Source organism: Streptomyces lanatus, from assembly GCF_014655715.1.
GTDB classification, from domain to species: domain Bacteria; phylum Actinomycetota; class Actinomycetes; order Streptomycetales; family Streptomycetaceae; genus Streptomyces; species Streptomyces lanatus.
The window spans coordinates 407,956-430,016 of sequence record NZ_BNBM01000004.1; the positions used below are offsets into that span (position 1 = coordinate 407,956).

19 protein-coding genes are annotated in these 22,061 nt (G+C 71.0%); 14 read left to right on the forward strand and 5 right to left on the reverse strand.

The features are described 5' to 3' along the window. Positions 1 to 65: 65 nt before the first annotated feature. The gene (locus tag IE325_RS13805) at positions 66 to 1,820 is read left to right on the forward strand and encodes an ABC transporter ATP-binding protein (RefSeq protein ID WP_190070128.1); all 1,755 of its coding nucleotides are present in this window, start codon (positions 66 to 68) and stop codon (positions 1,818 to 1,820) included. A gap of 14 nt (positions 1,821 to 1,834) precedes the next feature. Here IE325_RS13805 and IE325_RS13810 read toward each other — a convergent pair whose 3' ends face one another. Beyond that, positions 1,835 to 2,668 (reverse strand): (2Fe-2S)-binding protein, encoded by an 834-nt coding sequence (locus tag IE325_RS13810; protein ID WP_190070129.1) that lies wholly within the window; start codon positions 2,666 to 2,668, stop codon positions 1,835 to 1,837. Positions 2,669 to 2,874: 206 nt separating this feature from the next. Between IE325_RS13810 and IE325_RS13815 the strand changes: the two genes are divergently transcribed. From IE325_RS13815 to IE325_RS13855, 9 genes are all read left to right on the forward strand, one after another. Beyond that, positions 2,875 to 3,867 (forward strand): FecCD family ABC transporter permease, encoded by a 993-nt coding sequence (locus IE325_RS13815; protein WP_190070350.1) that lies wholly within the window; start codon positions 2,875 to 2,877, stop codon positions 3,865 to 3,867. Continuing rightward, positions 3,864 to 4,913: a FecCD family ABC transporter permease gene (locus tag IE325_RS13820; RefSeq protein ID WP_190070130.1), complete on the forward strand. Its 1,050-nt coding sequence runs from the start codon at positions 3,864 to 3,866 to the stop codon at positions 4,911 to 4,913. The genes IE325_RS13815 and IE325_RS13820 overlap by 4 nt, the downstream gene beginning before the upstream one ends. Before the next feature lie 170 nt (positions 4,914 to 5,083). Next, a complete protein-coding gene (locus IE325_RS13825) occupies positions 5,084 to 5,902 on the forward strand; it encodes an ABC transporter ATP-binding protein (RefSeq protein WP_190070131.1) in 819 nt (272 codons plus the stop codon). A 37-nt stretch (positions 5,903 to 5,939) separates the two neighbouring features. Next, positions 5,940 to 6,959: an ABC transporter substrate-binding protein gene (locus IE325_RS13830; RefSeq protein ID WP_190070132.1), complete on the forward strand. Its 1,020-nt coding sequence runs from the start codon at positions 5,940 to 5,942 to the stop codon at positions 6,957 to 6,959. Positions 6,960 to 7,042: 83 nt separating this feature from the next. Next, positions 7,043 to 8,218, forward strand: coding sequence for an ATP-grasp domain-containing protein (locus IE325_RS13835; protein WP_190070133.1), 1,176 nt, complete (start codon positions 7,043 to 7,045; stop codon positions 8,216 to 8,218). Then, positions 8,215 to 9,864 carry an IucA/IucC family protein gene (locus IE325_RS13840; RefSeq protein ID WP_190070134.1) on the forward strand — a complete coding sequence of 550 codons (1,650 nt, stop codon included), beginning with the start codon at positions 8,215 to 8,217 and terminating at the stop codon, positions 9,862 to 9,864. Before IE325_RS13835 ends, IE325_RS13840 begins: the two co-directional genes overlap by 4 nt. Then, complete coding sequence (locus tag IE325_RS13845; RefSeq protein ID WP_190070135.1) at positions 9,861 to 11,045, forward strand: MFS transporter; 1,185 nt, start codon at positions 9,861 to 9,863, stop codon at positions 11,043 to 11,045. The genes IE325_RS13840 and IE325_RS13845 overlap by 4 nt, the downstream gene beginning before the upstream one ends. Continuing rightward, on the forward strand, positions 11,045 to 12,781 hold the full coding sequence (locus IE325_RS13850; protein WP_190070136.1) for an IucA/IucC family protein: 1,737 nt from the start codon (positions 11,045 to 11,047) through the stop codon (positions 12,779 to 12,781). Before IE325_RS13845 ends, IE325_RS13850 begins: the two co-directional genes overlap by 1 nt. After that, the gene (locus IE325_RS13855; protein ID WP_190070137.1) at positions 12,778 to 13,968 is read left to right on the forward strand and encodes a type III PLP-dependent enzyme; all 1,191 of its coding nucleotides are present in this window, start codon (positions 12,778 to 12,780) and stop codon (positions 13,966 to 13,968) included. Before IE325_RS13850 ends, IE325_RS13855 begins: the two co-directional genes overlap by 4 nt. Positions 13,969 to 14,079: 111 nt before the next feature. Here IE325_RS13855 and IE325_RS13860 read toward each other — a convergent pair whose 3' ends face one another. Next, the gene (locus IE325_RS13860) at positions 14,080 to 14,391 is read right to left on the reverse strand and encodes a hypothetical protein (RefSeq protein ID WP_190070138.1); all 312 of its coding nucleotides are present in this window, start codon (positions 14,389 to 14,391) and stop codon (positions 14,080 to 14,082) included. A 169-nt stretch (positions 14,392 to 14,560) separates the two neighbouring features. On the opposite strand from IE325_RS13860, the gene IE325_RS13865 reads away from it, so the two are divergent. After that, on the forward strand, positions 14,561 to 14,926 hold the full coding sequence (locus tag IE325_RS13865; protein ID WP_190070139.1) for a nuclear transport factor 2 family protein: 366 nt from the start codon (positions 14,561 to 14,563) through the stop codon (positions 14,924 to 14,926). Positions 14,927 to 15,094: 168 nt separating this feature from the next. On the opposite strand, the gene IE325_RS13870 is transcribed toward IE325_RS13865, so the two are convergent. Both IE325_RS13870 and IE325_RS13875 read right to left on the reverse strand, forming a co-directional pair. Next, the gene (locus tag IE325_RS13870; protein ID WP_190070140.1) at positions 15,095 to 16,087 is read right to left on the reverse strand and encodes a CU044_5270 family protein; all 993 of its coding nucleotides are present in this window, start codon (positions 16,085 to 16,087) and stop codon (positions 15,095 to 15,097) included. Next, on the reverse strand, positions 16,080 to 16,613 hold the full coding sequence (locus IE325_RS13875; RefSeq protein ID WP_190070141.1) for an RNA polymerase sigma factor: 534 nt from the start codon (positions 16,611 to 16,613) through the stop codon (positions 16,080 to 16,082). The genes IE325_RS13870 and IE325_RS13875 overlap by 8 nt, the downstream gene beginning before the upstream one ends. Before the next feature lie 105 nt (positions 16,614 to 16,718). Between IE325_RS13875 and ctaD the strand changes: the two genes are divergently transcribed. Beyond that, positions 16,719 to 18,338, forward strand: coding sequence for an aa3-type cytochrome oxidase subunit I (gene ctaD / locus IE325_RS13880; RefSeq protein ID WP_190070142.1), 1,620 nt, complete (start codon positions 16,719 to 16,721; stop codon positions 18,336 to 18,338). Continuing rightward, complete coding sequence (locus tag IE325_RS13885; protein ID WP_190070143.1) at positions 18,335 to 18,658, forward strand: hypothetical protein; 324 nt, start codon at positions 18,335 to 18,337, stop codon at positions 18,656 to 18,658. The genes ctaD and IE325_RS13885 overlap by 4 nt, the downstream gene beginning before the upstream one ends. 10 nt (positions 18,659 to 18,668) lie before the next feature. Here IE325_RS13885 and IE325_RS13890 read toward each other — a convergent pair whose 3' ends face one another. Next, positions 18,669 to 20,630, reverse strand: coding sequence for a ricin-type beta-trefoil lectin domain protein (locus IE325_RS13890; protein ID WP_190070144.1), 1,962 nt, complete (start codon positions 20,628 to 20,630; stop codon positions 18,669 to 18,671). 209 nt (positions 20,631 to 20,839) lie between these two features. On the opposite strand from IE325_RS13890, the gene IE325_RS13895 reads away from it, so the two are divergent. Then, entirely contained in the window at positions 20,840 to 22,051 is a 1,212-nt protein-coding gene (locus IE325_RS13895; protein WP_190070351.1) for a glycosyltransferase, read from the forward strand. The last annotated feature ends 10 nt before the right edge of the window (positions 22,052 to 22,061 follow it).

Here is a 22,061-nt window from a genome sequence, read left to right on the forward strand (position 1 = left end):
ACCCGCAGGCCTGGCGGAACGAAGCCGACGTAGCCTGAATGCTCCGTACGACTCCGAGGAGCCCCGTGAGCATCGCAGAGACCCCAGCCACCCCCTCCACCTGGCGGCTGCTCCTGGGCTACGTGCGCCCGCACCGGTGGACCCTGCTGGCGGGTGCCGTGCTGTCGCTGGTCACGGGCGCCACGGGGCTGCTTCTGCCGCTGGTGGCAAGGGAGTTGATCGACGACCTGTCGCACGACCGCGCCATCACCGGGGCGCTGTTGATCATGTCGGCGCTGGTGGTCGCGAACGCGGCGCTCGGCGCGCTGGGTTCGTACGTCCTGCGGCGCACCGCCGAGTCCGTGGTGCTCGGCGCGCGGCGCGCACTGTCGTCGTATCTGCTGCGGCTGCGCATCACCGCCGTGGACCGCAGCGAGCCGGGCGATCTGATGGCGCGCATCACCTCCGACACGACGCTGCTGCGGGAGGTCACGACCGACTCGCTGGTGGGCCTCGGCACGGGCGGGCTCACGCTGGTGGCGACGGTGGTGATGATGGGCCTGGTGGATCCCGTGCTGCTCGCGGTCACGCTCGCCGTGATCCTGTGCGCCGGTACGGTCCTCGGGGTGATCGTGCCGCACATCAACAAGGCCAGCAGGCAGGCCCAGGACGCGGTCGGAGTGATGGGGGCCTCGCTGGAACGGATCCTGGGCGCGCTGCGCACCGTGAAGGCGTCCGGGGCTGAGCACCGGGAGGAGCGGACTCTGCACGAGGCCGCCGAGGAGTCCTGGCGGCAGAGCGTGCGGGCCGCCAAGTGGTCGGCCGCGGCGGGCAACACGGCCGGGCTCGCCATGCAGATCGCCTTCATCACGGTGCTCGCGGTGGGCGGTGCACGGGTGGCGACCGGCGCGATCGACATCGGCACGCTGGTGGCGTTCCTGCTGTACGTCTTCTATCTGATGTCGCCGATCCAACAGGTCGTCGGCGCGATCACCCAGTACCAGACGGGCTCCGCGGCGCTCGCCCGCATCCAGGAGGCACTACGGCTCCCCTCCGAACCGGCCGCACAACCCGCGCCGTTGCCCACGACCGGGGCGGAGCCCGCCGCGCTGGCCTTCGAGGATGTGCGGTTCCGGTACACCGAGGAGCTGCCGTACGTCCATCACGGGGTGACGTTCGCCGTGCCCGCGCAGGGCATGACGGCGTTCGTGGGGCCGTCGGGCGCCGGCAAGACGACCGTGTTCTCGCTGATCGAGCGGTTCTACGACCCCGAGAGCGGCGTCATCACGCTCGACGGGCGTGACCTCGCCGACTGGGAGCTGCCTCAGCTCCGTTCCGCGATCGGGTATGTCGAGCAGGATGCTCCGGTGCTGTCCGGGTCCCTGCGGGCCAATCTGCTGCTCGGCAATCCTGACGCCGATGAGGAGGCCGTGACGCGGGTGTTGAAGACGACCCGGCTGGACGGGCTGGTCGCGCGGCTGCCGGAGGGGCTGGAGACGCTTGTCGGGCATCGGGGCACGAAGTTGTCGGGAGGTGAGCGGCAGCGGGTCGCCATCGCGCGGGCGTTGTTGCGGCGGCCACGGCTGCTGCTGCTCGACGAGGCGACCTCGCAGTTGGACGCGGTGAATGAGGCGGCGCTGCGGGACACGGTCGCCGATGTCGCTCGTACGACCACGGTTCTCGTCGTCGCGCATCGGCTGTCCACGGTCACGATGGCTGATCGGATCGTGGTGATGGATGCGGGGCGGGTGCGGGCGGTGGGTACGCATCGGGAGCTGGTGGCCGGGGATCCGTTGTATGCGGAGTTGGCGGCGACGCAGTTCTTGGCGACCGCCGGGTAAGTGCCCGGCCCGTTTCAGGCTTGGAGCCTGCGCAGGCGTTCCGTGTCGCAGGTGCGGGGACACGTCGCGCACGCCTCGTCGGGGCGGATCGTGTAGTACATGCAGCAGCCGGCCCGGGTGCGGGTCGGGTGTTGGCGGCCGTCGTCCGTTGTCAGATGGCGGAAGTCGGCGCCACTTGGATACGGGGAAACAGCCGTCGGCAACAACCGGCTCGCCGCCCTCACCGCGTCGTCCTCGCGGTCCAGCATCCGGCCGAGGTACCAGATGCCGGAGACCAGGTCGTCGCTGACCATGCCCCACAGTGCGCGTGAGCGGCGGCGGGCGGTCGGGCCGATCGCGTCCAGGAGAGGGGCCATGTGGTCGGCGACGGCCGCTCGCAACTCGGCTTCCAGGGCCTGCTCGTGAGGGACCGTCAGTACGCCGGGGAGGCGGGCCGCCGGGTCGTCGGGCAGGCAGGCCAGGTCGCTGCCGGGTGTGATGGTGAACTCGGCCGTGGTGAGGTCGAGGCGCAGATCCTCGGGGAGGATCCGGGGGACGCGCTGTTCGAGGTACCAGGCGCCGCTCATCAGGAGCGAGACCGACCAGGCGTAGTCGTGCAGGGCGCGCGAGGCAGCCACGTCTCGGCGCGGAAACACGCCGTAGCGATCGTGAATGCGGGCCGCCTCCGCCGACACGAAGGCGTCGAGCACGGACTCGTCCTTCACCAGCTCCGCCGCCGACACGCCCGTCTGCGCGTCCTCGGCGACCCGCACCGACAGCACTCCGCACAGGTCGGTGAGCCGGCCATAGACGTCACCGAGCGTGTGCGCGACGGCGCCGACAGGCGGGGAGGTCGAGGGCACGGGCATCGGTACTCCAGTGCGGGGTTCCAACGAAAGCCGAACAGGTAAGGCTTACCTTACAATAGCGATCAAGCGGAGAACGCCAGGTAGGGCAGTTGCGAGTGATCGACTATCGCGCACATCACAGTGATCACACAGCAATTGAAATATAAAGCAAGCCTAACCTAAGCTCACCGCTTGTGACTGCGACCCAACGGGGCGCGCCCACCGGCGTGCCCTTCCGTGCCCTCAGGCATGTACCGCTCTTCCTCACCGGCCTCGCCGCCCTCGTGCTCTGCGCCGCGCTGAGCCTCGCGCTGGGCGCCCGCTCCGTGCCGCTGGGCACGGTGGCCGACGCGCTGTTCGGCAACGCTCACGGCCGCGAAGCCCTCGTGGTGACCGGGCTGCGCCTGCCGAGAACCGTCATCGGGCTCGCGGTCGGCGCCGCGCTCGGGGTCGCCGGAGCGGTCGCCCAGGGCATCACCCGCAATCCGCTCGCCTCGCCGACGACGCTCGGCATCAACGCGGGCGCCGGTTTCGCGGTCGTCGTCGCCATCTTCGCGCTGAAGCTCAACAGCCCTGCCCAGTACGTGTGGTTCGCGTTCGCCGGCGCGGCCGGTGCCGCCCTGTTCGCCCAGGCGCTGGCCCGTCGCGCCGGGGACATCGACGCCGTACGGCTCGCGCTGGGCGGCACGGTGCTCCAACTCGTCCTGCTGTCCTGGACGTCGGCGGTGATGCTGCTGAACCAGCGCACCCTGGACGAGGCCCGCTTCTGGCTCGCGGGATCCCTCTCCGGGCGCACCCTCGACGTACTGTGGCCGGTCCTGCCGACCCTGCTGCTCGGCCTGGTCGTCGCGCTGGCCGTCGCCCCCGCCCTCAACGCCCTGGCCCTGGGCGACGATGCGGCGCAGGCGCTCGGTGTGCCGGTGGCCCGGATCCGGCTGGCCGGGGGTGTCGCGGTCGTCCTGCTCGCCGGTTCGGCGGTCGCGGTGGCCGGTCCGGTCGCCTTCGTCGGACTGGCCGCGCCCCATCTCGTACGGCCGCTGCTCGGCGGCGACCACCGGCTGCTGGTGCCGGGCTGTCTGATCGCCGGTCCGCTGCTGCTGCTCTCTGCCGATGTGCTCGGCCGACTGGTCATCCGTCCCTCGGAGTTGGAGGTCGGCATCGTGACCGCGTTCCTCGGCGCGCCCCTGCTGGCCCTGCTGGCTCGGAGGGTGGGCCGATGAGCGCCGCCGTCGTGTCCGTGCGGACCAAGTCCGCCTCCCGCGTGCGAGTCCGGCGCCGGGTGCTGCTCTTCGGGGCCATCGGTCTGGTCCTGCTGTTCGTGCTGCTCACCCTGTCCTTGACGACGGGTGAGATCCCGCTGCCGGCCGGTACGGCGCTGCGTGCGCTGGTCGGGCTCGGGGATTCGGGGGACGTGCTCGTGGTGCAGCAGTTCCGGGCGCCTCGGGCGGTGGCGGCGATCGTCGCCGGGGCGGGGCTGGGGGCGGCGGGGTGTGTACTGCAACGCCTGTTCCGCAATCCGCTGGCGTCGCCCGACGTCATGGGCATCACCGGCGGGGCGTCCCTGGGCGCCGTCGCGTTGATCGCCGCGGGGGCCTCGCAGGCGCTGATCCCCCTCGGGGCGCTCGGGGGTGGGCTGCTCGCGGCCCTGCTGCTGGGTGTGTTCGCCTGGGGCTCGGGGCTTGCGGTCACGCGGCTTGTGCTCACCGGGCTTGCCGTGCAGGCGGGGCTCGCCGCTGCCGTGAACCTGATGATCGTGCGGTTTCCTGCGGAGCTCGCCGGGTCGGCGTTGCAGTGGACCGCGGGGTCTGTGTACGGGCGGACCTGGACCGAGGTGTGGGGAGCGGGCGGCGCGATGGTGCTGGCGCTGGGCGCCGCGCTTCTCATGCATCGGCGGCTGGCCGTGCTCGACCTCGGGGACGATTCGGCGGGGGCGCTGGGGTTGCGTACGTCCGCTGCTCGGCTTCAACTGCTTGTTCTCGCCGTGGTGTTGGCCTCGCTGGCTGCGGCGCTTGCCGGGCCCGTGACGTTCGTTGCGCTTGCCGTGCCGCATGTCGTGCGGTTCCTGACCGGGCCGCCGACGGTTGCTTCGCTGGTGTTGGCCGGGGTCACGGGGGCCGTGCTGTTGCTGGCCTCCGACTTGGTGGTGCAGCACCTGTTGCCGATCGAGGGGCTGCCGGTGGGGGCGGTCACCGCGACGCTCGGGGCGCCTTGGCTTCTGGTGTTGATGTTGCGGCAGAGCTCGCCTGTTCAGAGGGGGCGCGGATGACGAAGCGTTCCACTGGGGGTGCCGGGATGGGCAGTCGTTCGTCCGCGGCGCCGTCGTGGCTGGTCGCGCCCGCACGGCGGAAGCCGCATGTCCAATACAGCCCCGCGCCCCTGAAGGGCGATCCGCTCACCCGATCTGATGAACACTCCCCCGGCCTTCAGGAGCCGCACATGCCCGCCACCCCCAACCAGCTCTCCACCGAAGGCCTCGACCTCCGCTACGGCGACCGGACCATCGTCGGCGGGCTCGATCTGACACTCCCCGGTGGTGCCGTCACCGCCATCGTCGGGCCCAACGCCTGCGGGAAGTCGACCCTGTTGAGGGGACTGAGCCGACTCCTCGCCCCGGCCTCCGGGACCGTCATGCTCGACGGTGCCGACATCCACCGTATGTCCGCGAGGGCACTGGCCCTCCGTATGGGTCTGCTGCCGCAGCAGCCGGTCACGCCGGAGGCGGTCACCGTCGAGGCGTTGGTGCGGCTCGGCCGGTATCCGCATCAGCGGCTGCTGAGCCCTTGGTCGGCGGCCGACCAGAAGGCGGTCGACGAGGCACTGGAGCGCACCGGCACCGCTTCCCTCCGCGACCAGCCCGTCGACCAGCTGTCCGGCGGGCAACGGCAACGCGCCTGGATCGCGCTGGCGTTGGCGCAGGACACCGAGCTGCTGCTGCTCGACGAGCCCACCACCTTCCTGGACCTGCGGCACCAGCTCGACGTTCTCGACCTGGTGGCCGCTCTGCACGCCGAGGCGGGCCGCACCGTGGTGATGGTGCTGCACGACCTCGGTCAGGCCGCCCGCTACGCGGACCACATGGTCGTCCTCAAGGACGGCCGCCTCGCCGCCGCCGGCGCCCCGGCGGACGTACTCGACGCGGAGCTGGTGAAGTCCGTGTTCGATGTGGACTGCCGGGTGATCCCCGACCCGGAGACCGGCACCCCGCTGGTCGTCCCGAAAGCCGGCGCGGTGCGGCGATCAGCCGCGACCGCCTGAGCGCTTTCAGCACTCCCCACTCACAGAAAGAACCCTCATGTTCAAGCGATCCCCCCTGCGCGGAATCGGCCGGCTGATCGCCGTGTTCCTCGCCGTCGTGCTCGGTACGGCCGTGCTGGCCGCCTGCGGTGGCGAGGACTCCGCGAAGGAGAGCGACACGGCGAACGCGGCCAAGGGCAGCTCCGCCTTCCCGCGCACCCTCAAGACCGTGATGGGCGACGTCAAGGTCCCCTCGCAGCCGAAGCGGGTCGTCGTGCTCGACACCGGTGAGCTGGACGACGTCACCCTGCTCGGCATCGACCCGGTCGGCGCGGTCGCCCCGCACTTCAAGACCGAGGGCGGTTTTCCGACGTATCTGGACGGTGAGCTCAAGGACACCGTCGATGTCGGGCCGCTGCTCGAGCCGAATCTGGAGAAGATCGCCTCCCTGAAGCCCGATCTGATCCTTTCCTCCAAGGTCCGTCACGAGAAGGTCTACGACAAGCTCAGTGCGATCGCCCCGACCGTGTTCACCGAGACCACCGGCGGTGTCTGGAAGGAGAACCTCAAGGTCCACGCCGAGGCGCTGGGTCTGGAGAAGGAGGCCGCGGCCAAGCTCAAGGAGTACGAGACGCAGGCCAAGGCGCTCGGTGAGGCCGTGAAGAAGAAGGACGGCGGCAAGATGCCGACCGTGTCCGTGGTCCGCTTCATCGCCGGTCCGACCCGCCTCTACCAGTCCAACTCCTACAGCGGCGTCGTACTCGACGACATCGGCTTCCAGCGCCCGAAGTCCCAGGTCTCCAGTGACCCCGAGGTCACGATGAAGGACGTCAGCCCGGAGCAGATCGACCAGGCCGACGCCGACCTGATCTTCGTCACCGCCGCCGACGCCGAGGACAAGACGCAGAAGCAGCAGGTCGTCTCCAACCCGGTGTGGAAGGACCTCCCGGCCGTGAAGGACGGCAAGGTCTTCGAGGTGCCGGACGAGACGTGGATGTCCGGCATCGGTGTCCAGGCCGCCGAGGAGATGCTCAAGGACGTCGCGAAGGCCACGGGCGTGGCACTCCCGGCGAAGTAGCTCCCGCTCACTCCTCCGGGCGCGGGCCGTACCAACGGCCCGCGCCCAACCCCCCACCTGCCAGCGGGAGTTGTCTCTCAGCCATGCGCCTGTACCTGCTCGCCCTCAATCCGACCGATTCGGTGACCGAGGGCTTCCTGCCCGCCGCGTCCCGGCTCGGTCTGGACGTCACCGTCCTCACCGACCAGCCCGACGCCCATCGCGGCACCCACCCGGACATCGAGGTCCTGGAGTGCGACGTGCGCGATTTCCGGGCCGTGATCACCCGCATCTCCACCCACCACTCCCCCGACGCCGTCTTCACCAACAGCGACCACCTCCAGACCCAGGCCGCCCTCGCCGCCGCCTACTTCGACCTCTCCGGCAAGGACTGGCGTGCCACCCTGCGCTGCAAGGACAAGGCCGAGATGCGCCGCCGGCTCGCCGCGGCCGGTGTGGACACCGTGTGGTCGGCCGAGCTGACCGAACCGGTCGCGCCCGCCGACGCGCCGTACCCGTGTGTCGTCAAACCGCGCGAGGGCGTGGCCAGCGAGGACGTCGTCCTCGTCGACGGCCCGGAGGAACTCGTGGCGCACACCAAGGAGATCCTGGAGCGCCGCCCGGGTGCCACCCTGGTGGTCGAGGAGTATCTGCCGGGCGACCTGTTCACCCTGGAGACCCTCGGCGACGGCGACCTCCGCCATGTGCTGGGCGGCTTCCACACCGAGCTGTCACCGCCGCCGTACTTCATCGAGGAGCGCCTCACCTTCGTCCCCGCCCACCCCGAGCCGGTCGTCGATCAGGTGCTGACGCAGCTCGACGCGCTGGGTGTCGGGTTCGGTGCCTGTCACACGGAGTTCGTGGTGCACGACGGGCGGGCGCGGATCATCGAGGTCAACTACCGCGCCATCGGCGACCAGTGCGACCTGCTGCTGGCCCGGCTGCTGGAGATCCCGCTCTTCGAGCACATCCTGCGCACCCACCTGGGCGAGCCCCTCCCGGACGATCTCGCGGCCCGTCGCGACGGCGCGGCGCGGCTGGAGTACCCGTGCGCCGACCGCGCCGGCACCCTCGTCGGCGCCCCCACCGCCGCCGACCTCGACATCGACGGCGTCCATCTGACGTACCGTCCGCTGCGCGCGGTCGGCGAGCGGCACGAGCTGTACCGCACCAACCGGGACTACCTCGGCGTCCTGCGCGCCACCGGCAACGACCAGCCGGCGGTGGACCGGGCGGTGGCTGACTTCCTGGCGGAGCGGCGCTGGGAGATCCAGCCGTGACCGCGCCGACGACCGTGACCGACTCCTGCGAGACGGAACTGCTGACGCGCGTGCTGAGCGCGTTGCTGCGCGAGGACGTGGTCGGGCTGCGCAGCCGTTCCACACATGAGAGGCGGCCTGACGGGGACTGGCTACGGCTCCCGGTGGCGGACGGCGACGCCCTGCTGCTGCCCGTCGCCGAGGACGGCTACCAGTCCGCGTACGCCGCCCGGCTCCCGCTCCTCCTCCGCGAGTCCGACGGTGCCGAACTCTCGTCGTACGACACCGTCCTCGCCGCCCTGCGCGCGCTCGCCGAACCCGAGGACCGGGACGGTTTCGACGCCTTCGCCGAGGAGTGCCGTCAGACGCTGGAGACGATGCGGCTGCACGCGGCGACGCGGGCCGAGGTCGTGGAAGGGCTGAGCACGCCGGGGACGGGCCTGGCCGCGAGCCTGGCGTACGACACTCTCGCCGCCCGGCTCGACCACCCCGTCTATCCGACGGCGCGCGGCCGCTCGGGCCTGGACGAGAAGCAACTGCGGGCGTACGCACCGGAGTTCCATCCGCGGTTCGCCCTCCGCTGGGTCGCCGTGCCCCGGGAAGCGGTCACCGTGGAAGGCACACTGCCGGACCTCTGGCCCACGGACGGGCACGGCACCCACGTCATGCTGCCGGTCCATCCGCTGACCGTCGACGCCCTCCCCCCGGGCACAGCACTCACCGACCAACCCCACCTCGACGTCGTACCCACCCTCTCCATGCGCACCGTGGCGACGGTCGCCGACCCCTCCCTGCACCTCAAACTTCCCCTAGCCACCGCCACGTTGGGCCTGCGCAACAAGCGGACCATCAAGCCGGGCACCCTCGCCGACGGTGCGGCCGGGCAGCGGCTGGTGGAGGCGGTGATCGACCGGGAGCCCCGGTTCAAGGACCTGATCCTGCACGCCGACGAGACGACCTACGCGCACGCCGGGCACGAGCTGCTCGCCGTCCTCTGCCGCCGCTACCCCGCCGGCCTCGACGACGCCGTGGTCGTGCCGATGGCCGCGCTGCTCGCGCAGGCCCCCGACGGGCGGCTGGTCCTGGACGACCTCGCCGACCGCTTCTACGGCGGCGACCCGCTCGCTCTGCTGGACGCGGCCCTCACCCTGCTCTTCGACTGGCAGACGACCCTGTTCGGTCACGGCATCGCGTTGGAGTCCCACCAGCAGAACATCTCGCTGGTGCTGCGCCCGGACGGTCTGCGACTGCTGTTCAAGGACAACGACGGGCCGCGCATCAACAGCGAGCGGCTCGACGCCGTGCTCCCGGGGCCGTGGGGCTTCGACGACGCCCGGATCTTCGGCACGGACGACGGTCCGGTCGCCGACGTGTTCACCACGATCACGGTCCATCTGTGCGCGGGCGCCTACGCGTTCGGGCTCCCCCGGTATCGCCGTGACCTGCTGGATCTCGTACGGCGGCGGCTGACGGAGGCCATCGACCGGCTGGGCGGCGACGCGGCGCACGTGCTGCGGGCCCGGGTGCTGGAGGCGGCTGGGCTGCCGGTGAAGGCGATGGTGTCGGCCGGGACGCTGCTGTCCAAGGAGCGTTCGGGCGCGGCGGACATCAACAAGCACTACACGACCGGCCCCAACTACCTTCTCCCTTCGGGAGGTTCGGTATGAGCGCCGAGGCGCTGCGGATGCCGGCGTCCGCGCGGGGTCAGGTGCACGCTGTGGCCGGCTGCTACTTCGTGGCGTCGTTCGCCGCGCTGGGGCTGCCGCCGTATCTCACCGAGATCCTGCCGGAGCTGGGTGACCGGGGTGCCCGCTGGGCGGGGGTGCTGTATGTGGTGCCGACGGTGTTCGGCGCGCTCGGCGCCCCGCTGTGGGGGCGGCTCGCCGACCGGTACGGGAGAAAACGGCTGCTGCTGCGCGCCCAGTTGGGGCTCGCCGTGTCCTTCCTGCTCGCGGGCTGGGCCGACTCCCTGACCACCTTCACCGTGGCGCTGGTGCTGCAGGGCATCCTGGGCGGCACGTTCGCCGCGTCCAACGGCTATCTGGGCGCGACCCTCCAGGGACCGGCGCTGTCAAAGGCGCTCACGCTGATGCAGGGCAGTGCGCGGGCCGCGCTGGTCGCCGCGCCGATCGTGGTCGGCTCGCTGTCGGGCTGGCTGTCGCCGCACCGCCAGTACGCCCTGCTCGCCGTACTGCCGCTGACGGCGGCCCTGTTGCTCGCTGCGCTGCCTGAACCCGAGCGCGCGCGGGAGGCGGAGCGCATACCCGAGGCGGTCGACGCCGCCCCGCCGATCGTCTCCCTGAAGACCCTCTACGTCCTGGAGTTCGCCTTCGTGTTCTCCACCGTCATCTCCTTCCCCTACCTCATCGCGCTCGTCGACGACCGCCTCCCGGGCACCTCCCCGGCGCTGTCCGGAGTCCTGTTCGCGCTGCCCCACGTGTGCTACCTGCTGGCGGCGCTGCCCGTGCACGCCGCCTTCCGGGACCGTCCGCGCGGCGGGCTCGCGCTCGGCTTCACCTGCATCGCGCTCGGGCTCGCCGGACACGGGATCGCCGGGTCCCTGACCGCCCTGATCGCCGTACGGCTGCTGCTGGGCGCGGGGCTCACGCTCGGGCTCGTGTGTCTGTCGGTGCTGGCCGCCGACTGCGCCAAGGGCCGGGCGCCCGGCGGGCTGTTCGGTTCGCTCGAGTTCTTCTCCAAGGCCGGCGCGGTCGCCGCCGGCGTGGCCGCGGCGGCGGGCAGTGCCCGCTTCGGACCGGCCGCACCCGTACTGATCGGCGGTGCCGCCGCCGCTGTCACGGCCATCGTTCTCCCCACACCGCACCTGCGCACCCGCTGGAGCCGTTGATGCCCTCCCTGACCGACTCGCTCCCCGAGCAGGGCACTGCCCCGGTCGTCTCCGCCGAACTGCCCACCGCCGACGAGGTCGTGGCCCACACCCTGCTCAACTGCCTGCTGCGCGAGGTCTCCGGGCCCGAGCACCAGAGCGTCGTCACCGACGGCCGGCTGCTGCTGCGCCTGCCCCGCCGCGGCGTCCTGCTGCGCGTCGCCCTGCGCCGTACGTCGCTCATCGGGGCGCACCGGTTCACCGGGCCGGTGAGCGAGCAACGCGACGGCGACTGGGCGGAGGTGGACTGGCGGCGCCTCGCCGAGTACACGCACGACGAGCTGTGGCTGCGGACGGGCGTGCGCAACGAGGAGTTCCTGGAGCAGATCGTCTCCAGCCACGACGCCGTCGCGACGGCCCTGGCCGCCCCGCGCGCGACGAAAGTCGCGGACGCCTATCTCTCCTCAGAGCAGTCCCTGCTGTTCGGCCACCGCTTCCACCCCACCCCGAAGGCCCGCACGGGCGATCCGCGCGCCTGGTCCGCCTACGCCCCCGAGGTCGGCGCGTCCTTCCCGCTGCGGCACCTCGCCGTACGCGACCACCTGATCGCCGAGGAGCACGCCGACCCGGCGTCGCTCGCCCCGCTCGACCGGCAGCGCACGGACGTCCCGGACGGCTACCGACTCCTCCCCGCCCACCCCTGGCAGTACGAGACGCTCCGCGAGCACCCGCTGCTGCGCGCCGCCCTCGATCGGGGCGACGTCCTCGACCTGGGCCCCGGCGGTCAGCCGTTCGCCGCCACCGCGTCGGTGCGCACGCTGTACGACGGGGAGACCTTCCTGAAGTTCAGCCTCAATGTGCGGATCACCAACTGCCTGCGCAAGAACAGCAGTTACGAGCTGTCCGGCGCGGTCGCCCTCACCCGCGCGCTGGCCCCCGCCTTCGCCGACCTGGCGGAGCGCTTCCCGGGCAGCGACATGCTCCGCGAGCCCGCCTACCGCACGCTCGCCCTGCCCGGCCCGGACGGCACCCCGGACCGCGCGCTGTTCGAGGGCTTCGGCGTGATCGTCCGCGAGGGTCTGCCGAGCCGGCTCGCCCCGGGCACCACTCCCCTGCTCGCCGCCGCCGTCGCCGACGAGTACCCGACCGGCGCCGCCCACCTGTCCCGCCTCCTCGCCGGAGCGGACGAACAGGCGGCCCTCGACTGGTGGTCGACCTACCTCGACCTCCTCCTCCCACCCGTCCTGTCCGCCTACTTCGACCACGGCCTGGTCCTGGAGCCGCACCTCCAGAACGTGCTGATCTGCGTCGACGGCGACGGCCGGCCCGCCCAGGTCCTCTTCCGCGACCTGGAGGGCACCAAGCTGGTCCCCGACCACCACGAGGACACCCTCGGCGCGCTGCCGCCGGACGTGGCGGGTCCGATGACGTACGACGCGCAGCGCGGCTGGGACCGGGTCGTGTACTGCCTGCTGGTCAACCATGTCGCCGAGCTGCTCGCCGCCCTCGCCGACCTGCACCCGCAGGCGGAGGCCGCACTCTGGACCCGGGTCCGCGACACGCTCCGGGCCTACGCCGAGGACCAGGGCTGCCCGCCCCGCCTCGCCGCCCTCCTCGCCGGGGTGCCACTGCCCGCCAAGGCCAACCTCCTCACCCGCTGGGAGCGCAAGGCCGACCGGGAGGCGGGCTACGTCCGGCTGCCGTCACCGCTCGCCGAGGACATCCTGCGCGACAGGACCGGGGGTGCCACCCGATGACGCCGTTGGTCCACGACCGTATTCTGTCCCTCGCCCCGACCGAACTCCCCGCGTACATCTATGACTTGGCAGCCCTGCGCGCCCACGCCGCCACCGTGCGGGACGCTCTCCCGGAGCGGGTCGAGCTGTACTACGCCGCCAAGGCCAACCCGGAGCCGGAGATCCTCGGCGCGCTCGGCCCGTACGTCGACGGGTACGAGGTCTCCTCGGGCGGCGAACTCGCCCATGTCGCGGGGGCCGCACCGGGACGGCCGCTCGCCTTCGGCGGTCCCGGCAAGACGCCGGACGAGGTGACGGCCGCGCTGGAGCTGGGGGTCGAGCGCTTCCATGTGGAGAGCGAGTACGAGCTGCGCATGCTGGCCGAGCTGGCGCGGCTGGTGGCGCCGGGGCGGCGGGTCGCGGTGCTGCCACGGGTCAATCTGCCGGTGGCCGACGGCTCGTTGGCGGGCAGTGCGCTCGCGATGGGCGGGCGTCCGACCCCGTTCGGCATGGATCCGGTGCGGGCCGAGCCGGTGATCCGGCAACTGGCCGACGGCACCTACCCCCAGCTCGAACTACGCGGAATCCACGCCCACTTGGCGAGCGGACTGGAAGCGGCCGAACAGGTCGCGGTGGCCGAGACCGTCGTCTCGTGGGCGACGGGCCTGGGCGTCGGGCTCGCCGAGGTGAACGTCGGCGGCGGTATGCATGTCGACTACGGCGCCCCGGAGCGCCGCTTCGACTGGAAGTCCTACGGCACCGGGCTCGCACGGCTCCTCGAACGGCACCCGACCCTGACCCTGCGCATCGAGCCGGGCCGGGCGCTCACGGCGTACTGCGGCTGGTACGCCACCGAGGTGCTCGATGTGAAGCACAGCCACGGCGAGGAGTTCGCCGTCGTGCGGGGCGGCACGCATCATCTGCGGACCCCGGCGACCAAGGGCCACGACCAGCCGTGTTCGGTCCTTCCGGTGGACGACTGGCCCCACCCCTGGCCACGGCCGGGTGCCGAGGGCGGGCGGGTCACGCTGGCGGGACAGCTGTGCACCCCGAAGGACGTCCTGGCCCGGGAGGTGCCGGCGGCCGGGCTGCGGGCCGGGGACCGGGTGGCGTTCGCGCTGGCCGGGGCGTATGCGTGGAACATCTCCCACCACGACTTCCTGATGCACCCGAGGCCCGGCTTCCACTTCCTGGGAACCGCTGAGTAGACAGCACCGCTTGGTAGGCCGCACCGCTGGGTAGACAGCACGTCACTCTAGGCACATGCGAAGGGCCGCCCGCGTGAGCGGACGGCCCTTGGGGTGCGGATGTGCGGCGTCTCAGAACTTGAGGGCGCCGGGCAGCATCCGGGTGACCGGGGTGTCGAGGGCCTTCGCCTCCTGCGGCCGCTGCGTCCGGGCCAGCTCCTTGAGCTGCTCGATCCGTGCCAGCTGCTCGGAGGGACGCGGCATCTCAGCCCTGCGGTCCGCGGGCACTCCGGTCGTCGCGAGCGAGTCCAGGGTGGCCACGGGGTTGAGCGTTCCGGCGTTCTTCGGGGCGACCACCGGAGCCGCGCTCGCCAGGGGAGCGGCGAGGCCGGTGATACCGGCCGCGAGACCAACGGCGGCGGCGATACGTCGTGTTGAGATCATGTTTACGGCAACGCGGTCGGCCCGCCCCCGGACACGGCCGACCGGTGCCCCTCACCCGTCAGGCCCAGCGCATCGCAGCGCTTGCCGAGCCCCCCGGTGCGGAGGACTCTCGGAGGTGAGGCCCTCGCGGCCGCCCCTCGTCCTGCCGCGGGCCTCGTAGGAGGTCACCATGGGCACCACCGCAACCCCGTCGTTCAATACCGACACACTGCGCCGGGCGGTAGAAGGGCAGAGCCCGGACACGCTTCTCTCGCTGTACACGGACGACGCGGAGATCCGCCTCGTGAACCGCAACGCGCAGCCGAGCCACCCCAAGGTGCTGACCGGCCGCAACCAGATCTCCGACATGCTCACCGACGTGTACAACCGCGACATGACGCACAAGCTGGAGGGATGCGTGGTCCAGGGCGACCAGGCGGCCTACAGCGAGTCCTGTGAGTACGCGGACGGCGTGCGTGTGATGTCGGAGTCGATGATCACGCTGCGCGACGGCAAGATCTCCCGGCAGATCATCATCGAGGCATGGGACGAGTAGGGAGGACATGGCCGAAGGTCCAGGTCTCGGCCCGGCTGACCTGGACCTTCAGGGCACGCGCGGCGGCGGGCCGGACCCGTCCGGTCCGGCCTCGGCGGGCCTGGCCGATCGCCGTGGCGGGTCGATTGGTCTCCGGCGCCATGTCACGGAAACGGCCGCCTCCGCCGGTCAGCGCATCCAGGCGCTGTATGTCATCACGTCGCCTGCTGTCACGCCGTACCGGGGATCGTCCCGGGTGAAGGTCTGTTCCAGTCCCAGGACGGAACCGTCGGCGGGGTTCATGATCAGCATGCGTCGGCTGTCCTCACCGTCGTACACATACGCCTGTCCATGCCGGCCCAGCCGGTCCGTGACCCGACCGACGGGCCGCAGCCCTTCGGCGTCCGCCAGCAGCCGGGCCAGCGCGGCGGACTCGCGGGGGCCGAGCGTCCAGTGGTCGAGCAGGATCTCGGTGGCGTCGAGGAGTTCGGCGGTGGACAGGGGCTGGGAATGGTCCGCGAGGAAGGCGCGCTCGGCCTCCTCCAGGTAGTCGTGCAGAGCCTCGGGGTCGTGCGGTGGCGGGGACTCGGGCGGGGCGTCGCTCCAACTCGGCGGGTACGTCCGCCTGTTGAGGACATGGCCGTCGTCGACCAGGCGCGGTGCGCCGCCCTCGTCGGTGAGGACCGGCCGGCCGGGGTGACGCGGGTCGGTCGCCACGACGAGCTCGGTGTGGCTGTCGTCGGAGTTCCAGCGCACGATCCTCTCCTGCGGGAGCGTGATCGGCGGGTCCTGGTCGCTCATCGCGAGGCTCCAGGACTGCACGTGCGTGCCCTTGCGCAGCTCGGGCGAGCCCTGCGAAGCCGCCTGCTCGGCGCGCTCGGCCAGCCGTGCCATGGATACGGGCGTGGACTCGGCCCGCACGACCAGCGGGCGGGGCGCGGCGACCGCGGGGGCGGTGGTCTGGCCGGTGAACAGCAGTGCCGAGACGAGCGCGGCGACGACGGCGGAGGCCGCGAGACCCCAGGCCAGCCGGGTGCGGCGGCGGGGAGCGGGCGGGCGGTGCTCGTGCAGCAGCAGGTCGAGATGCCGTTCGGCGGTGTGGTCCAGTGGGCCGTCGCCGTAGTGCGGGCCGTCGACCGGTACGGGGTTGGCTCGGCGCAACAGTTCGAGTTCGTCAGCCATGGCTTCGTTCCTTGGGCGCGGTCGTCGGGCTCACACGGTCGATCTCGGCTCTCAGCCTGCGGCGGGCGCGGTGCAGCCGCATCGACGCGGCGCGTGTGCCGCAGCCGAGGGCGACGGCGAGTTCCTCGACGCCGAGTTCCTCCCAAGCCGTCAGCCGCAGCACCTCCTGGTCGGCCGCCGACAGCCGGGCCAGCGCCTCGTGCACCCAGGCGCCGGGGGCCTCCGCGTCCGGGCTGTCCACCAGGTGCCGGCCGTGCGCGGCGTCGTCGTTGCCCAGCCGGTCCACCAGCCGCCGCCGGCGTCCGAAGCCGCGTACCGCGTTCGCGAGGCAGTTGCGTGCCACGCCGTACAGCCAGGGCAGCGGGGCGTCCGGGAGGTCGGCCCGGCGGCGCCAGGCGACGGTGAACACCTCCGCCACCACTTCCTCGACCTCACTCGTACGCCCGTCCAGTCGCCGCGCGACATAGCGGCTGACCGCCCAGTAGTGCTCGCGATAGGCAGCGGCGAAGGTCTCGTCGTTGCTCATGTTCCGTTCGTGTCCGGCACCGGCCGGATAGTCACACCCCTTTCCGTGATTCTCGTCGCGTCGGTCGAGTGTGACGTGTGGGCGGGGCGCGGACACAGGCGGGGCGTGAAGAGGATCAAAGACTTCAAGGCCGTCCAGTGGCTGACCACCACGGACCACAAGACCATCGGCACGCTCTATCTGGTCACGTCGTTCGCGTTCTTCGTGATCGGCGGTGTGATGGCGCTGCTGATGCGCGCCGAACTCGCCCGGCCGGGTCTGCAGATCATGTCGAACGAGCAGTTCAACCAGGCGTTCACGATGCACGGCACGATCATGCTGCTGATGTTCGCGACGCCGCTGTTCGCCGGCTTCGCGAACTGGATCATGCCGCTGCAGATCGGCGCGCCGGACGTGGCCTTCCCCCGGCTGAACATGTTCGCCTACTGGCTGTACCTGTTCGGCTCGCTGATCGCGGTCGGCGGCTTCCTCACGCCGGACGGCGCGGCCGACTTCGGCTGGTTCGCCTATTCCCCACTGTCGGACGCGGTCCGCTCGCCCGGGATCGGCGCGGACATGTGGATCATGGGTCTGGCCTTTTCCGGCTTCGGCACGATCCTCGGCGCGGTCAATTTCATCACCACCATCATCTGCATGCGCGCGCCGGGCATGACCATGTTCCGCATGCCGATCTTCGTGTGGAACGTGCTGCTGACCGCTGTATTGGTCCTGTTGGCGTTTCCTGTGTTGGCGGCGGCGCTGTTCGCCCTCGAAGCGGACCGGAAATTCGGTGCGCACGTCTTCGACGCGGCGAATGGCGGAGCCTTGCTGTGGCAGCACCTCTTCTGGTTCTTCGGCCACCCGGAGGTGTACATCATCGCGCTGCCGTTCTTCGGCATCATCAGTGAGGTCATCCCGGTCTTCTCCCGCAAGCCGATGTTCGGCTACATGGGTCTGATCGCGGCGACCATCGCCATCGCCGGCCTGTCCGTGACGGTGTGGGCCCACCACATGTACGTCACCGGAGGCGTATTGCTCCCGTTCTTCTCCTTCATGACGTTCCTCATCGCCGTACCGACCGGCGTGAAGTTCTTCAACTGGATCGGAACGATGTGGAAGGGCTCGCTCTCCTTCGAGACCCCCATGCTCTGGTCCTTCGGATTCCTGATCACCTTCGTCTTCGGCGGCCTCACCGGGGTCATGCTGGCCTCACCGCCACTGGACTTCCCGACCTCGGACAGCTATTTCGTGGTCGCTCACTTCCATTACGTCATCTTCGGCACGGTCGTCTTCGCGATGTTCTCCGGCTTCCACTTCTGGTGGCCCAAGTTCACCGGCAGGATGCTGGACGAGCGGCTCGGCAAGATGACCTTCTGGACGCTGTTCATCGGCTTCCACGGCACGTTCCTCGTCCAGCACTGGCTGGGGGTGAACGGAATGCAGCGCCGGATTCCGGACTATCTGGCGGTGGAGGGGCTGACGACGCTCAACACGCTGTCGACGGTCTTCTCGTTCGTGCTGGGCGCGTCGTTCCTGCCGTTCTTCTACAACATCTGGAAGACCGCGAAATACGGCGAGAAGGTCGAGGTCGACGACCCGTGGGGCTACGGCCGCTCGCTGGAGTGGGCGACTTCCTGCCCGCCACCCCGTCACAACTTCCTCAGACTGCCGCAGATCCGGTCCGAATCCCCGGCGTTCGATCTGCATCACGCCCCGGAGCGGCAGAAGGAGTTGACCGCTCTGTGAGCCTCACCGACGAGTTCCTCAGCGACATCGAGGGGCATCTGCTGCTCGCCGCGACCCGTGAGGACGGGCGTACGGCCGCCGTGCGTTTCAGCGCGCCGCTGCACTGGCTGACGGATGCCCAGCGGGACGAGGTGGAGAGGCGGTTCGAGGCGGAGTACCTCGCACTCGCCCGCGTCTCCTGGCAGCGCACTGAGGAGCGTGCCGGGACCTTGCGGGACGAGTACGAGGCGATCTACCGCGACCTGCGGCGCAGACTGCTGGCCGGTTGGCTGCTGATCTGCGCCCTGGCCGTCGGTGTCCTGGCCGTGTGCCTCGCTTAGGCATCCGGCGCTAGCTCACCGTCCACTTCTGGTTGTTCTGCCCGTTGCAGGTCCAGAGCACCAGCTTGGTGCCGTTGGCGGTGGCGGCGCCGTTCGCGTCCAGGCAGAGCCCGGAGTTGACGTTGGTGAGGGTGCCGTCGCTGTTCAGGTTCCACTTCTGGTTGTTCTGGCCGTTGCAGTCCCAGATGACGACGCGGGTGCCGTTGGTGGTGCCGAGGTTGTAGGCGTCGAGGCACTTGTTGCCGTAGACGACGAGTTCCTTGCGGGAGTTGTACTGCCAGACCTGGTTCTGCCCGGCGCTGCAGTCCCACAGCTGGGCGTCGGTGCCGTTGGCGATGGTGTTGTCGTTGATGTCGAGGCAGCGGCCGGACCCGGTGCCGGTGATCAGCGTGCCGTTCTTCCCGGGCAGTGGCCGCACGACGATGCCTTCGAGGGTCGGGGCGCCCGAGAAGGAGATCGTGTTGGTGTTGCCCTTGGCGAGGGAGACGTTGACGGAGATGTTGCCGGGGTTGGAGCCGGTCGGCGGGAAGGAGACCTTGGTGGAGGTCTGGCCGTTGACGACGAGCGTGGCCGTGCGGGCGGTGGCCGTGTTGTTGGTGTAGGAGACCTCGACGGTCTTCAGGCCGGCGTTTCCGGCGACCACGCCGGAGAAGCTGTCCGTGCCGTTGTAGGTGCTCGCGGACTGCTCGGTGCCGCCGGTGACGGTGAGCATCACGGAGCCGCCCGCGGGCACGCTGGTGGTGTAGCTGGTGCCGGTCGTGGCGACGTTCTGCCGGGCCCACAGGTCACGGACGGTCGCGGAGGCGTTGGTCAGGCCGAGGTCGGACCAGCGGACGGTCATGTTCTGCGTGGTCGAGGTGCGGTTGAGCAGGACGACGGCACGGTTGCCGCTGCCGGCGAGGACCTTGCCGTACACCTGGAGACCGGTGGTGTCCTCGGCGACCTCGACGCCCTGGAGGCCGCGCGGGTCCTGGTCGACGGCGATGACCTCGGGGTTGGTGAGGGTGCTCGCCGTCTCGGCGGTGAGGGTGGTGAGGTCGAGGCCGGTGAGGAGCGGGGCGCCGGAGATCGCCCACCGGTTCATGTGGCTGCGGTTCTGGGCGGCGGTCAGGCCGGTCATTCCCGCGACCATCATGTCGGCGTCGTTGTAGTAGCCGGTGTGCTGGGCCGTCGGGTGGATGTTGCGGTCGAAGGCGGTCAGCACATTGCTGTACGACGGGGTGCCGCCGTGGAAGAAGATGTCCGTGTTGGTGCGCCACATCGGGCCCATGCCCGGGGCCCAGTTCCAGGTGTTGGAGTAGCCCCAGTTGCACAGGGAGAGGGCGAGCGGGCGGCCGGTGGTGGCGGTCGCGGCGGCCACCGCGTCGCTGATCGCCTGGTAGGTCGCCTTCGGGTCGAGTTTCTCGGCGTCACCGCCGCACCAGTCGACCTTCACGAAGTCGAAGCCCCACTTGGAGAACTGCGTCATGTCCTGCTCGTAGTGGCCCTCGCTGCCCGAGCCGGGCGCGGCGGGGCGACCGGTCGGGAAGTAGTAGCCGCAGCCGTCCTTGCCGGCGTCGGTGTAGATGCCGGCCTTCAGACCCTTGCTGTGGATGTAGTCCGCGATGGCCTTCATGCCGCCCGGCCACTCCGCCTCGTCGACGGTGATGTTGCCGGCGCTGTCCCGGGTGCCCTGCCACCAGCCCTCGTCGATGTTGATGTACTCGTAGCCGGCCTCGGGCAGCCCCGCCGCCACGAACGCGTCGACCTGCTTCTTGATGACGTTGTAGTCGACCTTCGCGGCGAAGGCGTTCCAGGACGCCCAGCCCATAGGGGCGCTCGGCACCGGTATCTGACGGGCCGTCGTCGCCGCCTGGGCCGGGGCGGGTCCGGCGAACAGCAGAGCGGCGGCCGCGGTGAGGGTCAGGACGAGGGCACGGGTGACGGCGGATCTGCAGCGGCGCACGAGGTGCGTGCGGGGAGGGGGGTACATGCGGCTCCTTGATGCGGGGGAAGACACAGGAGATCAAAATGTTCGGAATTTCGAACGCAATTCGGGACATCGAACGCGTGGCGCCGAAAGTAGAGCCCCTAGGAGGGCGCAGTCAACGGCTGGGACAGACCTGAAGTCGCCCGTTCGCGCCGCTACTTGGCACGTACGACGTCCGGCGCCGCCATACTGGCCCTGTGCGCGTAGCGATCATGACGGCGGGCTCCCGGGGCGATGTGGCCCCCTACACCGGACTGGGCCACGCCCTGTCCCGGGCCGGGCACGAGGTGACCCTGGTGACGCACGGCTGCTTCGAGGGGCTGGTCGCGGAGTCGGGCGTACGGTTCCACCCGCTGCCGGTGGATCCGCGGGCGGAGCTGGAGTCCGAGCGCGGGCGGAGTCTGCACCGCAGCGGGACCGGGCTGGGCAAGCTCGTGCGTGTCGTGGAGCTGGCACGCAATCTCGCCGGGTCGCTGACGGACGACATGCTGACCGCCGCGCGGTCGAGCGACGCCCTGCTCCTGGCCCCGTCCACCGCACCCCTGGGACGCGTCATCGCCGAGGGCCTGTCCCTGCCCAGCATCGAACTGCCACTCCAGCCACTGGCTCCCACAAGGGAGTTCGCACCGGCGATGCTCGGGGGCGGCTCCTGGGGCGGCCTCGGCAACCGGCTGGCCGGGCATGGAGTGAACCTGGCCATCGAGCGGGTCTTCTCGGCGGCGGTACCGGACGCACGCGCCAGGGTCGGACCGGCCCGCGGCCGGGCACGCCCGCCGCGAAGGGGCCCTGTACTGCACGGCTTCAGCCCCCTGGTGGTGCCCCGCCCGCGCGACTGGGACCCGCATCTGCGGGTGACGGGCTACTGGTGGCCGTACGACGGCGACACCCGACTCCCCTCCGAGCTGCGGGACTTCCTCGACGCCGGACCGCCGCCGGTGTTCGTGGGCCTGGGCAGCGCGACCGTCCCGGATCCGGCGGGGCTGAGCGCCACAGTGGTGCGAGCCCTGCGAACGGCCGGGCTGCGGGGCGTGATCCAGCGGGGCTGGGGTGGCCTGGAGGCCGCCGGGGACGATGTGCTGACCATCGGCGAGGTGCCGCACTCCGGGCTGTTCCCGCGCATGGCCGCCGTGGTCCACCACTGCGGGGCGGGCACGACCGCCGCCGGGCTGCGCGCGGGGGTGCCGGCGGTGCCGGTGCCGATCCAGTTCGACGAGGGCTTCTGGGCCGCCCGCCTGGTCGGCCTCGGCGTGGCACCGTACGCCCTGCCCCTGCGGCGCTTCACGGCCGAAGCACTGACGGCGGCCGTGCGGCGCGTGACCGGGGATCCGGACTACGGCCGTCGCGCCCGGGTCCTCGCCGAGGGACTGCGGGCCGAGGACGGCACGGCTCCGGTGCTCGACGCGGTGCACCGGCTCGGCGAGTGAATCGCCCGGG